This is a genomic window from Candidatus Acidiferrales bacterium (assembly GCA_035515795.1).
Lineage (GTDB): Bacteria > Bacteroidota > Ignavibacteria > Kryptoniales > JAKASW01 > JAKASW01.
This window is the reverse complement of record DATJAY010000016.1, coordinates 107,291-129,004: the sequence shown is the minus strand read 5'-3', so window position 1 is coordinate 129,004 and position 21,714 is coordinate 107,291. Positions and strand designations below refer to the sequence as shown.

Sequence of the window (21,714 nt, the reverse complement as noted above, 5' to 3'; positions counted from 1 at the left end):
AGCCCATGCTGACCAAGCCACAGGACTTCAAGAAGCCTTTTCTGTTCATGTCGTTCCTCCTTCGAAGCAGTACTTCGGATTAATTTGTCGTTATGGAAATATTGTCGAGATAAATCTTTCTTGCACCCATGTTTCCGAAACAGAACTGGAAGAGCATAGCCGTGGTATCATTACCCTGTGTGAATTGGTATGAATAGTTTGACATGGCGGTCGTCAACGAGAAGCTTCTATCACCGGTAATATTGTTCCACGTTACATCCTGCGTAACATTAGAGATTATCTGCATGGCCGAATCCGACTTCGCATCGAACGAAACGGTGTACGCAGAGTCTTTTTGAAGTGCAACGCTCTGGTAAAGCATGATCGAGTATTCATCCTGTCCTTGATTGGCGATGTCTATTTTCAGCACCCCATTTGTCACGCTGAAGCTTGCCCTGCCGGGGTCATTCGGGTGGTAGGGGTTCGTCCCTTGACCGATGAGCAACCAGTTTTTCAAAGAATCCGCAAAGTCACCATTTACTATGAGGTTCTCCTTCTGAAAAGACGACGAAACGGGGTTCGAGTCTTTTTTGCAGCCTATCGTGGATGCAACCCAAAGTGCCATCGTAACTACCAAGATTTTCTCCATCTAGATATTTTCCTCCTGATTTGGAATATTAGGCCAGCCAGCGGTCATGAGATAATGCCGCCCGACAAATTGCTGCGAAGCGATCGTCACTTCAGCAAGACCATTCGCTTCATTTCAATATAACATTCCGATGCAAGTTTGTAAAAATATATCCCGCTCGATAATTTGCTTCCATCAAACCTGACAGTGTAGTTTCCTGCGTTTTCTTTTTCATCAACCAGTGTTTCCACTTCCCTTCCAAGAGCATCATAAACTTTCAGTGTTATGAAGCTGTTCGACGGAAGCCGGTAATCGATTGACGTTGCCGGGTTAAATGGATTCGGATAGTTTTGTCGCAGCATATATCCATCGGGCCGGTGAGATCGGTGTGCCTCAATCCCCATCAGCGTCGACAACTCCACGATTCCATCATCGACCGCTACGTACAAGTCCTGCTGCCCAAATCCGTTGCCGCCGGTCGACAATCCGGTGGATGTGTTTAAATCCTGATTAGATAGATTTTGTGCGGCGCCTGTGGAATCGATTCTAATTACATTCTTGATCGTGCTTACATAAATATTGTCGCTGCTGTCCAGACACATGTAAAACATATCGGAGTTTTCCAAAATCAGTTTCACGGTGGCGGCGTTCGTATCCAACGGGACTTTGAACAATTTGCTGCCGTCTTTTATATACATGTTTTTTTGACGACGGTCGATACATATCGCTGTAAGCACGAAACCGCCGGCGGCGCTGCTCGTATAGAAAACTTCTTTCTCACCATCCGGAGTGATCTTATACACGACGTTCTTGATATCGTCCGCCACATAGATGTTTCCGATCTTGTCGAGTTTAACATCGAAGCATCTTGTGAACCCGTCGGCAATCGTCTGGGTTGTTCCATCATGAGAGACCTTCAACAATTTATCACCTACGGTGACGAGAGCATTGCCGCTGTCGTCCGCCGTGATACCGGGGCCAATAAATGTCCCCGCGAGAGTCGCGATCTTTGACACGGTGCCATCCGGTGTAACAAGTGACAGCGTGCCGCTTCCGCTTTCGGGTGCCGTGACCATATACATTGCGCCTCTCCCGTCGAATGCAATCCCATAAGGCCTGTCCCCGGAAGTCTTGAGAAAATAAGAAAAATTTGCCGAACTGCTCATGAATCCAGGTGATAGAATGACCATGGCGGCAGCCATCAGTTTAACGTAAGATTTCTTCATTGAAAAAATTCCTATCGAGTTTTCAGATACAAAAAAGGAAAAAATAAGGAGTAAATCGACCTGATGTATGATTTCGTACTTTCAGAAAGATGAGGAGGAACAAATATCAAAAAGGAGTGGAATTCACGAACTCTGTTTTACGTATTCTCTCGGAGTAATACCCGTGTGTTTCTTAAAAGCACCGTTAAAAGAAGATTTCGAATTGAAACCTACCGCATACGCAATCTCGAGGATGCTTTGTTTATTCTTGGCAGAGGATCCCAGGCGTTGTTTGCTTTCCTCGATGCGATACCTATTGACAAAGTCGCGAAAATTTTTGTCGAACGATTCATTGACAATCTGTGAAAGATAGGTGACGGGAATGGATAATCGTTTCGACAGAGAGGACAAAGTCAACGACGGTTCCCGATAGGCCTTCTCGATTTCCATAGCATCAAGAATTTTTTTCTTGTACTCCTCTTTGTCCGATTCTTTTAAATCCGACTTTTGATATTTCTTGGTGAACGTGAATATCTCCGGATTTTTCATCGCTACGTAAGCGATACAGTTGAAGAGGATAAAGATCGTTGTCAGGTATAACGTGTCGGAGTAAGGACACAATCCGTATAACTTCCATAAGTCTATGAAGACAAAGAAATGGAGTTGAAAGAACCAGAAGGCTACATACCCCAGCAAGAGGAGCCGGAGCCACGCCAGCCTGATATCATCAATCGGCGAGAACAGCGACCTGACTTTTGATTTCACGACAACGAGGCTCGCAACGACATAAGCTGTGATTTGCAAGATCACGGCTGCGCTCGTCATTTCGCGAAGCGGCGACTGCCATCCTAATCGATAATGCAGAAAGTACATTGCGACAATTGAAAACATGACCGCCGCAAGAAATGGAATCACGTGGACGAAGTCCTTTTTTCTCAATTGAAAATGGAGATCGATAATCGACTTCGCGTAGAAGTACAGCATCGGCCCCAGCAGGAAAGCGAGCTGACTAAAGACAAAGAGAATTCGGTAGTATTTTATGAAAGACTCCCCGGCGCCAAAACTCATCGTGAAATCGAAACCGATATAGACCGCAAAAACGCAAAGCATTCCCCCGAGTATTTTGTTGCTGAAGGGAATTCCTTTGGGATTGCTGAAGAAAAACGACGACAGGAATGCCGATTGAAATATGGCTATGATACTAATGACGTTATAAATATTGAGAGTCACTGGACCTTCATCTCCTGATAAGAACAGCCCGTCCTTAGAAATACAGCTTACGTCCCGGCTGGAGTTAAAACGCCGGTGATGTTTTCATTTATAATTTCAGAACAGAGTATATATAAACGGAGCGAGCGCCGAGCCCTGAGTCAAAACGATGAAGAGTCCCAGGAACAACAGGACTAAAATGATTGGTCCGAGCCACCATTTTTTTCGGACCCTCATGAATGCCCACAACTCGCCGAAAATCGCCAGTCTGCTTTTTACCTTCTTTGCAGTTTTCATGATCGTGATCCTGTCTGTAACGGTGCCATAATGCGCTCGGAAAATAAGTTAGTCCAATTCGAATTTTTCTTCAAGAACTTCTTCGCGGTACGATCCCAGTTTCCCCTTTTCAAGGATAAAGTTCCCCATAACTAAACAGTCCATCTCCGTGCGCATGAAGCAGCGCCAGGCGTCTTCCGGAGTGCAGACTATCGGCTCGCCGCGAACGTTAAACGAAGTATTGATAATGACCGGGCAGCCGGTCTGACGGTCAAACTCGGCAATCAAATCATAATAAAGTTGATTTTGTTCCCGCGAAATTGTCTGCAGTCTTGCCGAGCCGTCCACATGCGTCACCGCCGGGATGACGCGTTTGTCCGGACGTACATTAGCAACGAACAGCATGAATGGCCCGGGACGATCGAATTCGAAATACTCTTCCATCCGGTCCTCGAGAATTGTCGGTGCAAACGGCCGGAAACTTTCTCGGAACTTAATTTTCAGATTGACGATCGATTGGTTCTTTGGGTTACGTGCGTCGGCAATTATACTTCTGTTTCCCAGCGCGCGCGGGCCGAATTCCATTCTCCCTTGAAACCATCCGACAACTTTTTGATCTGCGATAAGCCGTCCAGTTTCCTGCAACAGCTCATGCCGATCACACTTCCTGTAGCTAATATTTTTTGACTTCAGCAGGTTTTCAATCTGCTCATCCGAAAACTCCGGTCCAAGAAAGACGTCGTTCATGACGTAGGTTCTTGGATTACCAAGGATCGTATTGTTGACGTAGTAAGCAACTCCGACAGCTCCGCCGGCATCTCCTGCGGCTGGCTGAACAAAGATATCATGGAAAGAAGTACTCTCAAGAATTTTGCTGTTTGAAACACAGTTGAGGGCAACTCCACCGGCCATGCAGAGGTATTTCATCCTGGTTTCTTGTTCAACATGTTGCGCCATCTTGACCATGATAGCGTCCGTTGCTTTCTGAAGCGAGGCGGCGACATCTTTATGAAACTGCGTGAGCTTCGATTCAGGCTCGCGGACAGGTTCACCGAACAATTTGCTGAAATTTTTCCCCGTCATCTTCAGACCATATTCATACGTAAAGTATCGCATGTTCAAGTGAAAGCTGCCGTCTTCATCTAGCGTCACCAGTTCTTTCATTATCAGATCGTAGAAGCGCGGCTCGCCATAGGGAGCAAGCCCCATCACTTTGTATTCGGCGCTATTAACCTTGAAACCCAAGTAATAAGTGAACGCGGAGTAGAAGAGTCCGAGAGAATGAGGAAACTGGATGCTCTTTAAAAGCGAGACGTCATTTCCGCGACCGATTCCGTATGTGGTAGTATCCCATTCACCCACGCCATCAGTCGTCAGGATTGCGGCTTCCTCAAACGGCGAGACCAAAAATGCGCTGGCGGCATGAGACACATGATGTTCGGCAAAAAGAATTTCCCCTTCATAGTCGAGTTCGCTTTTGATCGTCTGAGGAATCCAGATTTTTTCTTTGATCCAAACGGGCATCGCTTTCAGAAACGACAGCAGTCCCTTTGGCCATGTTGCGATATACGTCTGAAGAATTCGGTCGAATTTTATGAACGGTTTATCATAGAAGGCCACATAGTCTATATCATTGGGCCCCGCACCTGCATGCTTCAAACAGAAATCGATGGCATGTTTTGGGAAATCCTGGTCGTGCTTCTTACGAGTGAAACGCTCTTCCTGAGCAGCAGCCACCAGTTTACCGTCCTGCACGAGCGCTGCTGCAGCGTCATGGTAGAAGCACGAAATTCCGAGAATATTCATGGGGAAATTTTAGAACTGGTGGCGAGCTTTTTCAAGCGTATGGGGAGTTGACTCTTTCGTTCTCCAAAAGGATTCGACAGGCTTGCGATGAGTGAGCAAGTCTTTTCCAAAAATTTTCGATATGATCGACATAGGACCGATCACCGCGATGTAGACGACCGTCAATAGAATGGTCGCGTTCACAACGCCGAGCACGCGAGCAAATACCATCCACCATTTATAGATCATCTTGCCTATTTTGAATATGAGCTTCATAAAATCCTATTGAATATATCCAAAAGGAGAAGGAATTACAAAGAATGGCGAGTCCGATCGGTTCTGGCGATATGTAAATTTGCAAACAGAACAGAGAATGTCAGTTCTACCATAGAAAAGGCTTTGATTTTTTCCCGCGGACAAATATATTTAAATGTACTCCAGAGTTCACATTCCTCGGTAGCTCAATTGGCAGAGCAATCGGCTGTTAACCGATGGGTTGCAGGTTCGAGTCCTGCCCGAGGAGCTTGTAGCATGATGCGCTCGCCCAGTCAAAGCGATCTTTTAGTTTTCCTTGCCCCTTCGTTTGTTAGCCCTCAAATTCAGGTATTTCCCCGCTTGGCCTAGACTTTTTGTACTTGCGTCAAATTGCCAATGCCTGATCGGATAACTAACTTATCATTGTTACATGACATGTGGGCACGTCGCGCCAACTTAACCTGGTACATCAATCGGGGGCAAGTCAATTTGGATTACGGTTTGAATCAAGCAGAAGGGTAGATCCAATGCATCTCGCTACCTTTTGACGGCATCAGCACTATTGGTTCTTGTCGCTGATGATCTGTCCGTCCTTTAAGATAAGCAATCGGTGGGCATGCTCTATCACCTGCGGGTCATGTGAAGAAAACACAAACGTTATCCTTTCCTCGCGGTTAAGTTTTTCCATGAGTTCAAGAAGCTTGATCGCGGTTTCGGAGTCGAGGTTTGCTGTCGGTTCGTCGGCAAGGACCAGTCGCGGATCGTTTGAGATCGCTCTCGCAACCGCCACTCTCTGTTGTTGTCCGCCGCTCATTTCGTTGGGACGCTTATGTGCCAGTTCCCCGATGCCGAGCTCATTCAACAATGCGAGTCCTCTCCGTTTTCGTTCGTCCGCGCCGACGCCGCGAAGCATCATCGTGAACTCGACGTTTTCGAGCGCACTCAATACCGGATTGAGATTATAGGCCTGGAAGACAAAGCCAATTTTTCTCAATCTTATGTCGGCAAGTTCACGCCTCGTTTTCGATGCCACGTCTACTCCATCAAGACATACTTTTCCCTCTGTGGGTTTATCAAGCGTACCGATGATGTTTAGCAGAGTTGTCTTTCCCGAACCTGACGGTCCAGCGATTACGGAAAAGTCACCGGGCAAAACACTCAGGTTTATCCCTTTGAGCGCATCAACCGGTACTCCGTTATCCTGGTAAGTCTTTTTCACATTCTCGACGCGAACGATTTCCGAAATGACAGTCTTTGTTTCCATGGTGTTAAGATTCCATTTCTAAGTTGCTCGAATTGCTTCGACAGGACGCAGTCTTATTGCCCTGGTTGCTGGATAGACAGCACCAATGATGGTCGCGATCGGTATGATTACTATCGCGTTGACAAGCGACGAGGCAGTCAAAATCGGATAAATGGTCGTACCGACACCGAGCGATCTCAGGCTTTCGGAAAACATCGCCAGGTTCCATCCTGAATAAGAAAGAGGGATGAATATTGCGAAAGATGCGACCAGCCCGACTGCTGTGCCAACTATGCCGAGAAACGCAGCCTCCGTGAGGATCATGGCGAAAATTCTCCTGTTCGACATCCCGATAGCCATATCCACACCGAACTCATGCGTCCGTTCCATTACAGCCATGAGCATCGTGTTGACTATTCCGAATATCAAAGCGATGGCGATGATCGCGTAAAATATATAGATCGTTTCGTCATAAAGTTGTACCTGCATGACGAGGAGCGGGAGCATTTGCCTGTAAGTCAACACTTCATATGAATTCGTCAATTTGGATCTAATCTCGTTTGCAACCATATCGGTCTGTTTGGCGTCGACTGGGTTGACAACGAATTCTGATATGCGATTATCTGTACCGAGCATCTGCTGGGCAGTCTGCAGTGAGATATAAACGTGTCCCTGGTCGAATCCGGAGTCGAACGTTTCGAATATCCCGACAACGCGGCACGCTTCTGACCCGATACTCCCGTCAAAGCGCGACGCCATCACGACCACTTTGTCGCCAAGCTCCACTTTCAGTTTTTCAGCTGCCGATGAACTTATCAGAATTTCAGCAGGCTTACCCGAGAGATAAGTTCCTTTAGTGACATATTTGCAGATCGTGGTAACTTTCTTCTCTGAACCTGGTTCCACCCCGAGGATTGAGACTCCCGATGAATTATAGGCACTGCTGACGATTCCAAATGTCCGCAATCTTTCGGACACATTGCATGGAAGGGTCACCTTTGCAAGCGCAGTTCGGATCTCTTCAGGATCTGCAACTGAATTCTTGAGCGCAGGATTTGCCTGGTAACCTTTTTTGTGAACCTGAATGTAACCAGCGTCGGCCCCGATCTGGTTAGTCAGCATCTGCTGCATCATGCCGACGGAGAGACCGTCAGTAAGAACAATCGCCATCACACCGATTATTATCGAGATGACCAGTATCAATGACCTCCGCTTGTTCCGCAGAATATTCCGCCATGCTATCTTGCGTATCATCAGGTGTATCTTATTCCTTTCAGAGGTTCCAACTTCAGCACCCTCCAAAGCGGGTAGACCGCTGCCACTATTGAGATCCCGAGTATCGTCAGGGTGGAATCGAGGAAGATTTTGAACGAAAGCGACGAAACAAGCACAGGTGCAAAGTTATATTCCCTGTAAAGTTCTGCGACGTCGCCTCCCAACTGGATGGGATGTTGTACGAAGTATGAGTTCACTGCGATTCCGATTCCATTTCCGATAGCGAAACCTAACACGAGCATGAAAAAGACTTCCAATGCCACCGCAACTACGAGTCTCTCTTGAGACATTCCGAGCGAGAGCATCACGCCGTATTCCCTGAACCTTTCCGTAATCGACATAAGGACGGTGTTCAATATTCCGAATCCAACCACCGCCAGCAGAATTATTATATAAAGTACGCCGCTGGAATTGTCGAGCTCGATGGTTTGCTTCAGCTGCGGCAACAACTCCTGCCAGGAGAGCGCAACGAGTCCCATAGGTTTCAATGTCCGATTGAGACGGTCTACAATTTTCCCTACATCTTCTTGATTTCGAACCGAGATGGCGACGGCGTTTATCCTGTCATCCATACCCAGAAAATTCTGAAGATCCGATATGTCCATGAAGGTGCCCATGCGGTCGAATTCGTCGGAACCGGTCTTAAACGTGCCGCCGATTCTGACAAACATATTACCGAGTGTTCCGTCGAAGCCCTGTGCGAGCATAACGACCGAATCTCCGACCTTGGCGCCAAGATTGTCCAATAGTTTGTATCCCACAACAATCTCGGTTGTGCTTCGATCATTACCGACCGATAGAAAATGTCCGCGGTTGATTTTCTTTTGGAAGTCGGTAACGAGCCCTTCGGATTTTGGCGAAACTCCCATGACCATCGTCCCAAGCGACTGGTCGCGATAGCTCAGAAGCCCGTCGGTCTGAATCCTCGGCGAGTAACCGTTTATTTGCGAAATGCTTTTGATTGCATCAAAGATCTTTGGAGTTAGATCAAAACTCTTCTGCAGTGTCGGAGTCTTGTTGTAACCTACCTTCTGAATCTGGAGGTAACCTGTAGACATACGAACCGCTGCGTTGATAGTCTCTGCGTATGTTCCGTATTGTATTCCGCGCTGTATGATTGAGAGTGAAATTGCAAAGATTACAGCGGCCATCGCTATCAACGTTCGCCGCCAGTTCCGCCACAAACTTCGCCAGGCCAATCGTGTTAAAAGCATTTCACTCAAATTAAGACTTTAGAATTCAAGGCTACTAACTCTCCAGTTTGGATTGTTCCAATTGCTTCATCTGTCTGAAATCGGATTTCCATCGCTGTCAGATAAACGGCATAAAAGAATCCACCATTGCAAAAGGAGGATCAAAAATAGTTCAACGAACCTAAAAGTGACCAGCCCTCCAACTATGTACCAATGCAAAGTTGGTGATCCGACTCTCGTACTGAGATAATACCAGATTGGTTTTGGGGGCAGGTTGGTAGCGGCATTGAACGGACTCCATTATTTCTTATCAACCGTTGGAGTGTCATTGTTTGTACCATTAGATGACGTACCGCCACTCTGAATTCTATTGACCGTCTCTTCGATCCTTTTGAGAAGCCGGAATATTCTACTTATGAATCCCCTTTTTCTAAGATCCAGTGTCGCTTGTATTTCCTCAATCTCTTTCCCAATCTCCACTTGAAGCAATGGAGATTTGGAAATTGACAGAACTTGAGATGGATAAACACTCCTATGTCCCGTCATGAGAAAGCTGACCACACACGCTAGAGTTGCATAAGGCGCGATGGCGGGCCCGAACAATTCGACAGACATAATGCTCGCAGCGATTGGGGTATTAGCTGAACCCGCCAGGACAGCCACGAGACCGATGGCTGCAAATGTCGACGCATCCAAATGCATGAGATTGGCGAAAGTTATTCCGGCTGTTGAGCCAACAAAAAAAATAGGCGTTACGATTCCGCCACTTCCACCAAAGCTTAGCGTCAGACTTGTGAACACTGGTTTCAATAGAAACGCATACCAGTCAGTTCCGTTTCCCCGGAGGTTTGATTCCACGGTCTGAAGGCCGAGACCAAGGTAGCGGGTTGAAAAGAGATACGTTAAGGCAACGAGAACTACACCTCCGATAATGCCTTTCAACGGCGCCCAAACGTGAATTCGGTTCGACAGTTTTTCACCCAACTTGAGGGCTTCTATAAGGATTATTGAACAGACCCCGAAAAAAAGCCCGGCGAGGAAGACTTTGACCACGAATAATTCTGAGAAAACCGGGATGACACTAATCGGTTGGTGGAAATACATAACCCCGAGTGCGGATGACACTTGATACGAAGTGATCCCGGCGATAAACGAGGGCAGTAAAACGTCGTACATGATTGCTCCCACAAACAATACTTCAACGCCAAAGATTGATCCGGCAATCGGTGCTCCAAACACCGAAGCAAAACCCGCACTGATTCCACAGATAACCATCTTCTTGCGGTCATGATCGTCAAACTTGAAGATGTCGCTATACAGCGATGTCAGCCCAGCGCCAATTTGCGCACAGGGCCCCTCTTTACCAACAGATCCTCCCAGAGCAAGAGTAAGAAGGGTTGCAACGGCCTTCACGGGAATCACGAGAATGGAAATCTTCCCCGCTCGTTTGTGAACGGCCTCTATGACTTTCTCAGTGCCATGCCCTTCTGCGTCGGGGGCAAGATACTTGATCATCAGCGAGCTTAAAAATAGAGAGACCGGAAGGAACCAGAAAAAGTTGGCGTGTTGTGTAGTAATCCCAATACTCCAAGTCAGGGCCTTGAGAAACAATGATACAGCTCCTCCAACAATCACACCAGCTATGGTCGCAAGAAATATCCACTTGATGATGCTCAAAAAGAGCACCGTTGATTCTGTAACTGATTTTCTCATGATAGATTTTTGTTGTATCACTACTTCATCTCACTACTTCATTCCTGCTATATGGTGTCTTTCCGTTATCTGTGGCATGTTAGCTTGACCTGCCCCGACATTGTATGCCAATGATATTTTCAAAAAGGTCTCCTTTAAGTCGAGAGAAATAGCCATGATAAGTTGTCAAAATAAAATCACACCATCTCTCACAAACCTAAATGATAAGTTAGTGATTTGGTCAGACATTAGCGAGCTGATGCGGCAACGATATTATGTCGACGCTTGCCGATCTCCATATCGATTGCACAATGCGACCTTCCATTGGGCCAGGGGAAAGTCAATATGTCTTTCCACCCTATCCAGCAACTGCCCCCTGTCTCCGCCATCCGCTGCCGTATCATGGTAATGGTACATTTGCAGGTTGAGTTCAAGTTTCAAAAGCTTCCGCACTCTCAGGGATTCATTGCGGCGAGAAGCATGAACTCCGAAGGATAATCAAGAGAGACAACCTCGTTCAACTTATCATGACGTGAATGTCTTCAAGCGATCGCCGAAGGACTTCAAGTACATTTGACCTGCCCCCAGTTGATGTACCAACATTAAGTTAGTAATCCGGTCAACCAGTAGCATTACGCGTAGATAGTTTACCCCGCTTTTACCTGTTCAATTGCCTCAATATTTTCATCGCTTTGCTTACCCATGCACGGCTTTTGCCGAGATAATCTGCAAGCTCAGACTGGTTTTTGACAATTCCCAAGTCAATCAGCGACTTGTACTGCTGAGCTCTCTTCAACGGATTGATTTCTGCTGACACCGGTTTAGGCTTCCTAGGTTTGACTAGTTCATCGCAGAGAGCGGTTGACAAATTTTCGGTGTCCACCCCTTCCAAGTCGAGATAGTCGAATAGCTGGATGGAATCAAGATAGAAAACATTCTCCCCTCTGTCGATTTTCCTGCAAATTATCGGGAATTTGAGGTGCAAAAAGTTGGTAGAATTGACCGGATCAAGGAGCGATAAGGTACGATAACTCGAACCACCAGTCTTCCCTGAATTGGTCGTGACCCGCCTCCAACTGATGTGCCAATGACAAGTCAATAATCCGGTCAAGCATTGGCAGCCTGACTCGGACAAAATGCATCTGGAGCCGGAGATCTGTTAACTACACTTTTTCTGCTTCTCCTCTTCGGCCCTTCCATGAGTTCAGTTTTAGTTCTCCGATATTGAATATCACTATCAACCCGCCCAGTGAGATCATGAAATACTTTATGAATGGGTAGTCAATAATTGAATTTTGCAACCTGCCAGCTTGAAGGAGTATTTCACTTAGCGCATGGGCCGGCGCAGTCGCAACATCAAAAACATTCAGCCCTGTAAGCCACATCAGCAACAAGATGAATGTGTCAATCGCGAGGAACACGAGAAAAAATAACAGGGCATTCTCGATGATGTGGTATTTGCGGTTTTCACGGATTATTCTCGCCATCGTCGCTGCATTAAAATTGTCGTCGGATAAATCCATGAAACTATTTTTCAAAATATCTCTTGTCAACTCTTCGATGCTCAGATTTTTCGTCATAGTATGGATTGAACCTCCGCCTTGAGTTTCTTATTCATAACTTTGTAAAGTCTATTCCTTGCCCGGTGCAATTTTGTTTTCACATTGTCACGGGTGATATCCGTTATTTCCGTGATCTCTTCGACGGAATTTTCATTTAAGTAATGCAGAGTCAGAAGCAGCCTGTCCTCAATACTCAATTCCTCCAGCGCGTTTTGAATAAATGTTTTACGTTCAGACAGATCCAAGCTGTGATATGCGGACTCGACGTTCTCTGCCATTGTATTCCCGATCTCATCGTCGCCTAAGTTGCTCGATTCCGGCGTTTTGTTCCTTACTCTTGACAGCGAGGTATTTACAACGATCCTGTAAAACCAGGTCGAGAATTTCGAATCTCTTCTAAACTTATTAAGCGACTTGAACGCTTTCAGGAAGGCATCCTGAACGATTTCTTCTGCATCTTCTTTGTTATTGACAATTCGAAACGCAATGGAAAATGCCATGCCTTTATACTTTTCAACAAAATAGGAGTACTTGGATACGTCTCCCCTGAGAATAAGTCCTATGTACAACTCGTCCATTATTGGGCGGATTTCATCTCAGCTTTCCTTCTATACGCGTAGAAGCAAACTAGTCCGAGGCCTCCAAATAGAAGAGACATGCTGGGCATTGTGTATTCCTCTCTCAATGGTGTAAAGGTAGAAACAATATCACCGAGGAGCAATCCCAGTCCGATCCCGATGATGAGCATTCCCCACATTAAAGCATCATGGATAATGGTTTCAGACTTCATAAAAGTGGACGCGTCTATTCCCTTTTCGATTAAAGCCAATCTTTCTCTATGTTTGGCTTTCCTGCTGAAATAATAAATTAAGACAACTGCAGCGGGCAACGCTCCAAAAATAAGAACTACCGCAATTAATCCTGTCACTTCATTAAGCATTTTGTTCTCCTGCTTTGTGGTTTTTACTTCTTTTAGAAATCCATTCACAATATATGACTACCGGGAATGGAATTAGGTGACAATACACGGCAATCATCTTATCCAAGAATTGATATCGATTCTTGCCCACATGTTGTGCACAAATGTGGCGCTCCCCGTCCGGTCAGACATTGGCAACCTGAATCGTACAAAAGACCGCTGGAGAGGGTAGATCGAAGTATTCTAACAGACAAATTGATTCGAGGGTGAATATATTTTCTCCTCTCTGAATTTTCCTGCAAATTACAGGAAAGATGAGATGAAAAAAGTTGATAGAATTGAGCAGACCGAGGAGCGAATAGGGAAAAGAATAGTCTCAAGGTGTACCATGAGCCGGCATGAAGAAATTAGATCGTCATGTTTCGATTCGGGCTGACAATATCTGAGTAGATTGCTAACTTGTGAGTGGTGCATCAACTAGGGGCAAGTCAGTGTACTGCTCGCTTGTATCCCGAGATTGATTCAGTCCAAACGGCTCTGGCTCGCAAATTGTATTTTCCAACGACTCATTCTATATTTACCGAGTGGCTTCGCAGTGAAGCGAAGAATGGTGGGATGAGCGATTCTACGTGGATAAAGCAAGATTCAAGTGAGACCGAGTCTCCAAAAACGGCAAACAATTATCCACGACCTGGAGGACACCTGAAAGAAGGCTGCTGCGATGTCCGGGCATTACTTGGGTTTAGGTGAGTACAATGACGAGTTCTCACTACATTCCCGTTGAACACGGTTCTCAACAACAAACGGAGAAAACGGTTTGATGATCAAGGCTGTGCTGTTTGACCTCGATGGTGTGCTGGTCTCTACCGACGAATACCATTACATGTCATGGTTGAAGTTGTCGAAGGAGGAGGGGTTCGATTTCTTTGATCATGAATTCAATGACAAATTTCGCGGTATCGCCCGGATAGAGTGCGTCGAAATTCTCACGAGGGCCTCGGCACGCACGTTCACCCCGGAACAAAAACAGGAACTGGCTGACCGAAAGAACCGATATTTTGCCAAGTCGTTGGAGGCGGTGACCCCCGATGAGCTTCTTCCGGGAGCTTTGAACGCATTGAAAGATCTCAGGCAGCGCGGCATCAAGGTCGCAGTTGCCTCGAATAGCCGGAACGCGAAGACGATCATCCGGCAGGTAGGCATTGAGCAGTATCTTGATGCCATTGTCGACGGCTATGATATCAAGAACAACAAACCTGATCCGGAACCGTTCCTGTTGGCTGCAAAGAAAGTCTCGGTTCCCCCCGCGAACTGCCTCGTCGTCGAAGACGCTGTCGCCGGACTTGAAGCCGCCCATCGGGCAGGTATGAAGGCTCTGGGGATAGGCACAAAAGAGCGTCTTCCGAAGGCGGATATCGTGGTTCCTGATCTCTCTGCGATTTCAATCGAGAAGCTCCTGTCGTTGTAAACCAGAGGCGGGATTTGAGTTCCGCCGTGCCTGGTGGGTTTGCCTTACCTGCCCCCAGCTCAAGTACTAATGACATGGGCAGAATGCCGTTCTTTCTCGCTTCAAACTCCTTTCTCGTCAATATTCTGGTCCTCTCAGAATCCTCATCACCCTGCTCACCCATGCCCGACTCCTCCGGAGACAAGCAGGTAACTCTGATTGATTCTTGACAAATCCGTCCTCAATCAGAGTCTTGTACTGTAGAGCTCTGGTGATTGGATCGACCTTCGTCGGCACTAATGCAGGTTTAACGGCAAGTTTGATTTTGTCGCAAGGTGCAATTGACGGAATTTCTATATCGCCTTCGAGATTGAAATGCGGCGCCATGCTAGCTGAATCGAGATAAGAAATGTTCTCGCCTCTATCTTTTTTCCTGCAGATTATCGGAATTTTGAGGTGCAAGAGGTTGGTAGATTTGGGTGGACCGAGGAATGAGAGATGCCCGATGTCTTCATCGGGATTTTTATTTTTCGGGGACATGGCGCACGTGCATGATGAACTCCCTGAGTGGAGACGCCGGACAAACTGGTTCTTGATCCGAACCAGAGACCAGGATTCTAGATCACAACCCCAGGAGCATGGGGGACACTACACCGCCTTTAGTTCCGGCCTCATTGCTGCTTGCCAAATTGTGTAAATATTATGTTTTAGCCCATCTTCAACGACGGGATCTCATCCCGTGGCCTGGCTGGCAAAGGTATCCGACCATTTTCGGACGGGCAGGGATGATTTCTGAAAAGCGATTGACCGCATCTAGTTATCAATTTTGATATCTAATTGAGAATTTTTATAATTCGAATGCATAGGACTTGCTTTGTGACAAGGAATGTTTTAAGCTTTGTTTACGTCTGCTGTACGATGGCAAAGATCATTGTGCCGAGCTTGACGCAATTCTGTTGAGGGATGAAATAGGGAGCCGGCGATAGAGACTTGAAGAACAGCAAGACGAAGAAACAAAAGTGCTAAGGTTAAAATCTTTCAGCGCTCGGAGAGTGGTCATGTCCGTGCCTTAAGGTACTGACACGCTGCAAAGACAATTCATGAGGCAGAGAAATGGATACAGGGCAAACCCTGGCTCCCTTAGCGGCGTTGCTGATTCCCGCCGTTGTCATTCTTTCAGCGAGCGGGATCATCCTCAACCAGGCGGATGTCGTCACGAGATGCGTCACAAGGATCACGGCCGCCGGTCAAGCCACACCGAACAAAATTATTGTGAGGGCTTTCGAAGACAAGGTCCTGTCGCCGTTGATCACGGACAGCGTCAGTGCACTCACACCTCCACTCCTCCGTTGGCATAATATGCACTATCGCGTAAACCCAATGATACTCAAAGGAGAGCGAGATGATTTTTAACAACGATAACAAGAGGGCCAAAGCTCCGGTTACGCCGACGGCGCGGCCGTTTTCGGATCTTCGTAAAAGGGAGATTTCGGATCGCCTGAAGATCGTAGACAAGCTCATCAAGGATGGCAACCTGGATAAAGCCAAGGTCGAGCTTGATACTGTAAGGACCATGGATCCGAAAAATGGTTACATCTTTGCACTTGAAGAGAGAATAGAAGAATTGCGGATGGCGAGGGATAACCCGCAGTCTGCCGAATTGACGAAAACAGGCGATGAATCTTCTCCAAGAAATGAAATTGAGCACAGGGTTGAAACTGATTATCTCAAAAAACTTACTGAGGAGGTTCACAAGATCGAAGAACGGCTTGAAGCTGAGTACCATGACAGATTTATGGAAGAGGCCAGTAAAGGCGAACAGCGGGTCGCGGAGATTCTGAAGCAAGAACGCGAAAGACACGACGCTGAAACAGCGGCTTTGATCGTGAATTTTGATAAGGAAAAAGAGAAGTTATTGAAGGAAGTGAGGAAGGAAGCAAAGAAGTTGTTCGACGTTGAATTCAAGAAGGTGGACGATTCTTATCGAAAGCTGTTGGCAGATGAAATCAGGAAAACTGAAGAAAAGGCGCGTGTCGAGACAAGTGCACTATACGAAAAAGCAATTTTTGAGTTGAAAGAAACCGTAACTAAGGAGAAGGGCCAACTATCGGATGTCGAGCGTAAAGCCCTCATAGAAAAGACCAAGAAACAAGCCGAAGATGAACTTCAGAAACGCTTTATGGAGGAGCTTGCAAAGGTAAAAACTGCACTTTCGTCAAGTAAGGAAGAAAATGAAGAAGAGGAACGTGTGCGGCTTCAAACGGGCGAGGAAAAAAAGTCTGAGGCAGACCTGAAGCAAATTGAAGGACAGATAGAAGCGCGACTCAGCGAACTTGACAAAGCAAGTGAAGAACGATTTAGGAAGTCAATCCAAGAGGCCCGGGAGGCGCTCGACAAGCGTGTTCTGGAAGTCAGCCAAGATAATCCGAAGAGTAAGACGGAAAATGAGCGCAAACTTGATAAAATGCAAAAGGAACCTGGAACTGATTTAGGAATAAAACCAGAGGAGCAACTTACACGAGAGAGGGAATTCTTGGAAAAGTTGCGTGAGATGGAATTCAGGAATATACGAGATAGTGTAAATTGGAAAGACCGCTCCCGTAAGAAAAAGGGTTAACTTGGAACAAACAGGACGGATGAATCAATTTAACAGCTGGTCTTTGTATTCCTTCGGACTTACACCCACTTCTTTTTTGAACAGCCGGGAAAAGTAGGGTGGGTTTTCAAAGCCAAGCCGGTACGCGACTTCAGATATGCTTTGGTCGCCGGCTACAAGCATGTTTTTGGCTTCGGAAATCATATAGAGATGAATCAACTCCAGGGCAGTTTTGCCGGTCTCCTGCTTCAATAAATCGCTTAAATATTTTGGCGACAGATGAAGTTGGGAAGCCATGAAATTCACGGTAGGCAATCCCTTTTCTACTACTTCTCCTTTTTCAAAATAAGCATTAAGACACTCATTGAATTTTGTAACCGTTGCGCCCGACAACTGCCTCCTATCGATGAACTGTCTTTTATAGAAACGCTGGGCGTATTTCAGCATTGAATCTAAATGCGAAAGGATGATGGACTTGCTGAACTCATCCGGGTTGTTGTGATACTCCGTTTCCATTTTATGGAACAACGACCACATGATTTCTTTCTCACGGGGCGAGAGATGGAGCGCCTCGTGAATTTCGTAGTCGAAGAAGTTGTATTTTTTTATTTCCGAGAAAAGGGGATGCCCCGTCAGGAAGTCTTCGTGAAAATGAAGGACGAATCCTTTTTCCGCGTATTGAAGGCCGCGAGCAACAATTAGCTGTCTCGGCCTCGTGAAGAACATGAGACCCTTGTCATGGTCGTATTTCGTCTTGCCGTACCACAGTTCGCCTGCTTTAACTTTTTTGAAGCAAACGATATAGCAATCGCACGTAAATTCTATGTTCCTCTTCAAATTGTTCGGACCCTCAAGCACGTTCAAGCTGAACAACGGATTTTCCGGCGGCGGAAAACCTTCTGCTTGATCTAGGTCGCTGATTGTTTTGAAATGTATCATACGTCAATCCATTTAAAGTTAGTTCTGTCCGATGAGAGAATAAACAGTAGTCTCCATGTTTCCCCCGGGGTTCCGTTCATTATCGCCCTATCTTCTTTTCCCGACAAAGATATTGTACGTTGCGGAGTCCCAGGCGTTGTGGATACCGATAAAGAGAAGCAGCAACGACGAGGCGCCGACGCCGAGTAGGGCCCTGGCAGTGTGGGAGTCAGCAAAGAATGCCGATAGCGCGAGCAATGTATACGCTGCAAGTGGAAGCAGAGCGTGAAACAGCCAGTCTTCGAATACCGGCCGGTAGGCAGTTTGCGCTCGCATACGTCGAGCTACGACTGCTGCGTACACGAATCCGCAGAAGCCCACGAGTCCCCAAAGAACTGAAGCCGCGGTGATTCCATCCCACGGAACGCTGACAATAGCCGACAGCAATAGGACAGCTCCAAAATGGACGACGCTTGGGGTCGCAAATGCGGCCCCGGCCTCGGCGGCAGGCCGCGACGCCCGGTCAATGAGCGTAATGACAACGAACTGCAGTCCTATCAGCGCGCCGGCAGATGAGCCGACGATTATGTAGAAGTTTTCCCATCCGTTGAGAGTTGTCATATCATCAATTGCCCTCCTTTGCGCGCAGAATTCCGTTGTATTGCTCATCGCTGACCTTTTCCATCCATGTGACTACCTTTCCATCGAGCGCTTCCTGGATCGCGATATGAGTCATGGCGGTGGTCGGTGTGGCACCGTGCCAATGCCTCTCATTCGGCGGGCACCAGACTACGTCGCCAGGCCGGATTTCTCGTTTTGGGCCGCCCTCGCTCTGCACCCAGCCGCAGCCCGACGTGACGATCAGTGTCTGTCCGAGAGGATGCGTGTGCCATGCTGTATGTGCGCCGGGCTCAAATGTGACATAGGCACCGCGCGCGCGTGCAGGGGCAGGCGCCTCGAACAGTGGATCAATGCGGACAGTGCCGGTGAAGTATTCATCCGGGCCTTTGCCTGAAGGCTGTGAACCGTTTCGTTTAATTTCCATTTTAGAATTCCTTTTTGTTTGTGGTACTAAGAATTTGGTTTGTTTATCCCCAGGTTCTCACGAATATAGTTGTCGGGAGATTCAATGACTTTCGCGATGAACGCTGCTAAACTCTTTTGAGAAATTACCGAACCTCTCTCCGGTTCGCCTTTCCTGGTTATTTCATAATCGACTTCGTCTGCGTTGGTGAACCACGTTGGTCTTAAGATCGTGTACTCGAGATCCGATGCTTCTATGACATCCGCTGCTTTTCTATAAGGCTTCAATACAGGCCTTACTGGTTCGTCATAAATACCTATCGAACTAATGAATATAAGCCTCTTCACCTTCTTCTCATCCATGATCTTAACAATATTTCTCGCCATCTGCTCCAAATCGCCCGCAAGGTTTGCGTAGACAATATCGATCCCCGTCATGGCTTCTTTTAGATCATTTAGATTTAAAACGTCGCCTTCGATGATGCGGCAATTATCATTTGCACGATTTCTCAGTCTGCGAGGATTTCGCAAGAAAAGGTTCAAGCGGATATCCTCCTTTTTCATCAACAGGTCAATTACTTTACCTGCAATCTTGCCGCTAGCGCCCAATATCAAAACGTTTTTCATTTCTCTATCTCGCTCTTTCGAAATTGTTTGATGATAACATTGGTTTTAGATATCGAGTTTTCTGCTGCATAGCCATTTCACCATTTCCGGATTACGATGGTCGAAGAAGCTGCTAACCTTCATATCCACCGTCGCAATTGAATCCATATCCTCATGACTCAATTCAAAATCGAAGACGTTAAAGTTTTCGATAATTCTTTCTTTGTGAACCGATTTTGGAATAACAACTACTCCTCTTTGCGTCAACCAGCGCAGAATCACCTGAGCAACCGTTCTCTTATGTTTGTCGGCAATAGAAAGGAGCGATTCATTCTTGAAAATGTTGTTTTTGCCTTCAGCGAACGGTGCCCAGGATTCGATCTGGACTTTGTTTTCCTGAAGGAATTTTTGATTTTCGATTTGCTGGTTGAAAGGGTGAGTCTCGATCTGATTTACCGATGGAACCACTTTGTTATGAACGATCAAATCCATTATCCGATCCGGCTGGAAGTTGCTGACACCGATCGCTCTAACCTTCCCCTCCGAACAAAGCTCTTCCATCGCTCGCCAGGAGCCGTAAACGTCCCCAAAGGGTTGATGAATCAAATAGAGGTCCAGGTAATCTAACCGCAGCTTCTTCAATGATTTTTCAAAAGCCTTCTTTGTGCTATCATAACCAGCATCTTGAATCCAAAGCTTCGTTGTGACGAACAGTTCTTCCCTCGCCACGCCGCTTTTCTTGATCGCTTTGCCGACAGCCTCCTCATTCATGTATGCAGCCGCGGTATCTATCAGGCGATAGCCTGTCTGTATAGCTTCGTGGACACTTCTTTCACATTCCCGGGCGTCAGGTACCTGATAAACACCAAACCCTAAGATGGGCATCTCCACACCGTTATTTAATACAACCTTCTGCATGATTTTCCTCCTTGTGTATCAGATTAACCGTAAGAATAAACCAAAGGGTTTCAGATACAAATTTAAGAACGAAAAGCTGGGCATGTGTTATACAAAAGGCGGGAATAAAGATACATTTTTCAGTCACTTAGAAAAGGGACTCGAAAGCAAGCCGTATATCATAAGCAAAACGCCCGATTCAACGAGGACGTGAGGTGTTCCGCTAGTGAAAAATATTTCTTCTTTTCGGCTTAAGTAGGAAATATATTGTGTGTCCGACCGTTGACTTTTAGTAAGAAATATATTAGATTTCATACGCCAATTTAAAAGGAGTTCTGCGATGGAAACAATAGCAAGGACAAAGGGACAGATTGTCATTCCGTCTTCTGTGCGGAGGAAATTCGGCATTCAAGAAGGAACGAGGTTTAAGCTCGAAATTGACGAAGAGAAGTTCGAAATCGTTTTGAAGCCGATCACTCGCGAGACGATAAAAAAATTCAGAGGGATCCTGAAGTTGAAACCCGGCACGAAGCCGGCAACGCAACAGCTGCTTGACGACCGCAAAGAAGACCTGCATAAGGAAGAGGCGAAGCTTGGCAAACACGGTATTCGATAGCTCCGCAGTTCTTGCCCTGCTGTTCGATGAGCCTGCAGCAGAACAGGTGGAGCAGCTTCTCTCTCAAGCAGTGGATCAAAACAAAGAAGTGTACATCTCTGCAGTGAACTGGACAGAAGTTCTTTACCGCGTCCAGCAAATTCAGGGAGAGACTGGAGTGAAAGCGGCAAAACAATTTGAACATGAAACGACTCTTGCGGTAGTGGATGTCAACCGAGAACTCGCCGAGCTGGCTGCGGAATTAAAAGCGACTTACCATCTTTCACTTGGTGATGCGTACTGCGCCGCACTCGCAAAACAGATGAAAGCAGTGTTGGTGACTGGTGATCGAGAATTCAAACAGATGGAAAGACAAGTTGAGATAAAATGGATAAAATAAGATGGCCCGGA

At 46.6% G+C, this 21,714-nt stretch carries 26 protein-coding genes and 1 tRNA gene; 6 read left to right on the top strand and 21 right to left on the bottom strand.

The window, feature by feature from the left end:
• Positions 1-79: 79 nt before the first annotated feature.
• The 6 genes from VLX91_08520 to VLX91_08495 all read right to left on the bottom strand — a co-directional run bounded on the left by VLX91_08520 (position 80) and on the right by VLX91_08495 (position 5,358).
• Positions 80-628, bottom strand: a complete 549-nt coding sequence (locus tag VLX91_08520) for a carbohydrate binding domain-containing protein (GenBank protein ID HUI30248.1) — start codon at positions 626-628, stop codon at positions 80-82.
• An 86-nt stretch (positions 629-714) separates the two neighbouring features.
• Positions 715-1,833 (bottom strand): T9SS type A sorting domain-containing protein, encoded by a 1,119-nt coding sequence (locus VLX91_08515; GenBank protein HUI30247.1) that lies wholly within the window; start codon positions 1,831-1,833, stop codon positions 715-717.
• Between the two features lie 123 nt (positions 1,834-1,956).
• A complete protein-coding gene (locus VLX91_08510; GenBank protein HUI30246.1) occupies positions 1,957-3,042 on the bottom strand; it encodes a helix-turn-helix domain-containing protein in 1,086 nt (361 codons plus the stop codon).
• 96 nt (positions 3,043-3,138) lie between these two features.
• The gene (locus VLX91_08505) at positions 3,139-3,318 is read right to left on the bottom strand and encodes a DUF5989 family protein (protein HUI30245.1); all 180 of its coding nucleotides are present in this window, start codon (positions 3,316-3,318) and stop codon (positions 3,139-3,141) included.
• Positions 3,319-3,366: 48 nt separating this feature from the next.
• Positions 3,367-5,103, bottom strand: a complete 1,737-nt coding sequence (locus VLX91_08500) for a carbamoyltransferase (GenBank protein HUI30244.1) — start codon at positions 5,101-5,103, stop codon at positions 3,367-3,369.
• A 9-nt stretch (positions 5,104-5,112) separates the two neighbouring features.
• Positions 5,113-5,358, bottom strand: coding sequence for an SxtJ family membrane protein (locus VLX91_08495; GenBank protein ID HUI30243.1), 246 nt, complete (start codon positions 5,356-5,358; stop codon positions 5,113-5,115).
• Positions 5,359-5,532: 174 nt separating this feature from the next.
• Here VLX91_08495 and VLX91_08490 point away from each other — a divergent pair.
• Positions 5,533-5,605, top strand: a tRNA-Asn gene (locus VLX91_08490).
• 291 nt (positions 5,606-5,896) lie between these two features.
• Here VLX91_08490 and VLX91_08485 read toward each other — a convergent pair.
• The 9 genes from VLX91_08485 to VLX91_08445 form a co-directional block, all read right to left on the bottom strand.
• Positions 5,897-6,601 (bottom strand): ABC transporter ATP-binding protein, encoded by a 705-nt coding sequence (locus VLX91_08485; GenBank protein ID HUI30242.1) that lies wholly within the window; start codon positions 6,599-6,601, stop codon positions 5,897-5,899.
• A gap of 18 nt (positions 6,602-6,619) precedes the next feature.
• The gene (locus tag VLX91_08480; GenBank protein HUI30241.1) at positions 6,620-7,834 is read right to left on the bottom strand and encodes an ABC transporter permease; all 1,215 of its coding nucleotides are present in this window, start codon (positions 7,832-7,834) and stop codon (positions 6,620-6,622) included.
• The gene (locus tag VLX91_08475) at positions 7,834-9,069 is read right to left on the bottom strand and encodes an FtsX-like permease family protein (protein HUI30240.1); all 1,236 of its coding nucleotides are present in this window, start codon (positions 9,067-9,069) and stop codon (positions 7,834-7,836) included. The genes VLX91_08480 and VLX91_08475 overlap by 1 nt, the downstream gene beginning before the upstream one ends.
• Before the next feature lie 279 nt (positions 9,070-9,348).
• The gene (locus tag VLX91_08470) at positions 9,349-10,761 is read right to left on the bottom strand and encodes a chloride channel protein (protein HUI30239.1); all 1,413 of its coding nucleotides are present in this window, start codon (positions 10,759-10,761) and stop codon (positions 9,349-9,351) included.
• A gap of 252 nt (positions 10,762-11,013) precedes the next feature.
• The gene (locus tag VLX91_08465) at positions 11,014-11,181 is read right to left on the bottom strand and encodes a hypothetical protein (GenBank protein ID HUI30238.1); all 168 of its coding nucleotides are present in this window, start codon (positions 11,179-11,181) and stop codon (positions 11,014-11,016) included.
• Between the two features lie 217 nt (positions 11,182-11,398).
• On the bottom strand, positions 11,399-11,725 hold the full coding sequence (locus VLX91_08460; GenBank protein HUI30237.1) for a hypothetical protein: 327 nt from the start codon (positions 11,723-11,725) through the stop codon (positions 11,399-11,401).
• A gap of 178 nt (positions 11,726-11,903) precedes the next feature.
• Entirely contained in the window at positions 11,904-12,320 is a 417-nt protein-coding gene (locus VLX91_08455) for a hypothetical protein (GenBank protein HUI30236.1), read from the bottom strand.
• A complete protein-coding gene (locus tag VLX91_08450; GenBank protein ID HUI30235.1) occupies positions 12,317-12,880 on the bottom strand; it encodes a sigma-70 family RNA polymerase sigma factor in 564 nt (187 codons plus the stop codon). The genes VLX91_08455 and VLX91_08450 overlap by 4 nt, the downstream gene beginning before the upstream one ends.
• Entirely contained in the window at positions 12,880-13,242 is a 363-nt protein-coding gene (locus tag VLX91_08445; protein ID HUI30234.1) for a DUF6249 domain-containing protein, read from the bottom strand. Before VLX91_08445 ends, VLX91_08450 begins: the two co-directional genes overlap by 1 nt.
• 799 nt (positions 13,243-14,041) lie before the next feature.
• Between VLX91_08445 and pgmB the strand changes: the two genes are divergently transcribed.
• The gene (pgmB, locus tag VLX91_08440; protein HUI30233.1) at positions 14,042-14,689 is read left to right on the top strand and encodes a beta-phosphoglucomutase; all 648 of its coding nucleotides are present in this window, start codon (positions 14,042-14,044) and stop codon (positions 14,687-14,689) included.
• A 117-nt stretch (positions 14,690-14,806) separates the two neighbouring features.
• On the opposite strand, the gene VLX91_08435 is transcribed toward pgmB, so the two are convergent.
• On the bottom strand, positions 14,807-15,208 hold the full coding sequence (locus tag VLX91_08435; protein ID HUI30232.1) for a hypothetical protein: 402 nt from the start codon (positions 15,206-15,208) through the stop codon (positions 14,807-14,809).
• Between the two features lie 573 nt (positions 15,209-15,781).
• On the opposite strand from VLX91_08435, the gene VLX91_08430 reads away from it, so the two are divergent.
• Together VLX91_08430 and VLX91_08425 are read left to right on the top strand one after the other, a co-directional pair.
• Complete coding sequence (locus tag VLX91_08430) at positions 15,782-16,081, top strand: hypothetical protein (GenBank protein ID HUI30231.1); 300 nt, start codon at positions 15,782-15,784, stop codon at positions 16,079-16,081.
• Positions 16,071-17,285, top strand: coding sequence for a hypothetical protein (locus tag VLX91_08425; GenBank protein ID HUI30230.1), 1,215 nt, complete (start codon positions 16,071-16,073; stop codon positions 17,283-17,285). The genes VLX91_08430 and VLX91_08425 overlap by 11 nt, the downstream gene beginning before the upstream one ends.
• A gap of 24 nt (positions 17,286-17,309) precedes the next feature.
• On the opposite strand, the gene VLX91_08420 is transcribed toward VLX91_08425, so the two are convergent.
• The 5 genes from VLX91_08420 to VLX91_08400 form a co-directional block, all read right to left on the bottom strand.
• Positions 17,310-18,203 carry a helix-turn-helix transcriptional regulator gene (locus tag VLX91_08420; GenBank protein ID HUI30229.1) on the bottom strand — a complete coding sequence of 298 codons (894 nt, stop codon included), beginning with the start codon at positions 18,201-18,203 and terminating at the stop codon, positions 17,310-17,312.
• An 87-nt stretch (positions 18,204-18,290) separates the two neighbouring features.
• On the bottom strand, positions 18,291-18,803 hold the full coding sequence (locus tag VLX91_08415) for a hypothetical protein (GenBank protein HUI30228.1): 513 nt from the start codon (positions 18,801-18,803) through the stop codon (positions 18,291-18,293).
• A 4-nt stretch (positions 18,804-18,807) separates the two neighbouring features.
• The gene (locus VLX91_08410; protein HUI30227.1) at positions 18,808-19,227 is read right to left on the bottom strand and encodes a cupin domain-containing protein; all 420 of its coding nucleotides are present in this window, start codon (positions 19,225-19,227) and stop codon (positions 18,808-18,810) included.
• 26 nt (positions 19,228-19,253) lie between these two features.
• Entirely contained in the window at positions 19,254-19,832 is a 579-nt protein-coding gene (locus tag VLX91_08405) for an NAD(P)H-binding protein (protein ID HUI30226.1), read from the bottom strand.
• Between the two features lie 45 nt (positions 19,833-19,877).
• Positions 19,878-20,729 (bottom strand): aldo/keto reductase, encoded by an 852-nt coding sequence (locus VLX91_08400; GenBank protein ID HUI30225.1) that lies wholly within the window; start codon positions 20,727-20,729, stop codon positions 19,878-19,880.
• 319 nt (positions 20,730-21,048) lie between these two features.
• Here VLX91_08400 and VLX91_08395 point away from each other — a divergent pair, with 319 nt between their 5' ends.
• Positions 21,049-21,324, top strand: coding sequence for an AbrB/MazE/SpoVT family DNA-binding domain-containing protein (locus tag VLX91_08395; protein ID HUI30224.1), 276 nt, complete (start codon positions 21,049-21,051; stop codon positions 21,322-21,324).
• Positions 21,302-21,703, top strand: a complete 402-nt coding sequence (locus tag VLX91_08390) for a type II toxin-antitoxin system VapC family toxin (protein HUI30223.1) — start codon at positions 21,302-21,304, stop codon at positions 21,701-21,703. The genes VLX91_08395 and VLX91_08390 overlap by 23 nt, the downstream gene beginning before the upstream one ends.
• The last annotated feature ends 11 nt before the right edge of the window (positions 21,704-21,714 follow it).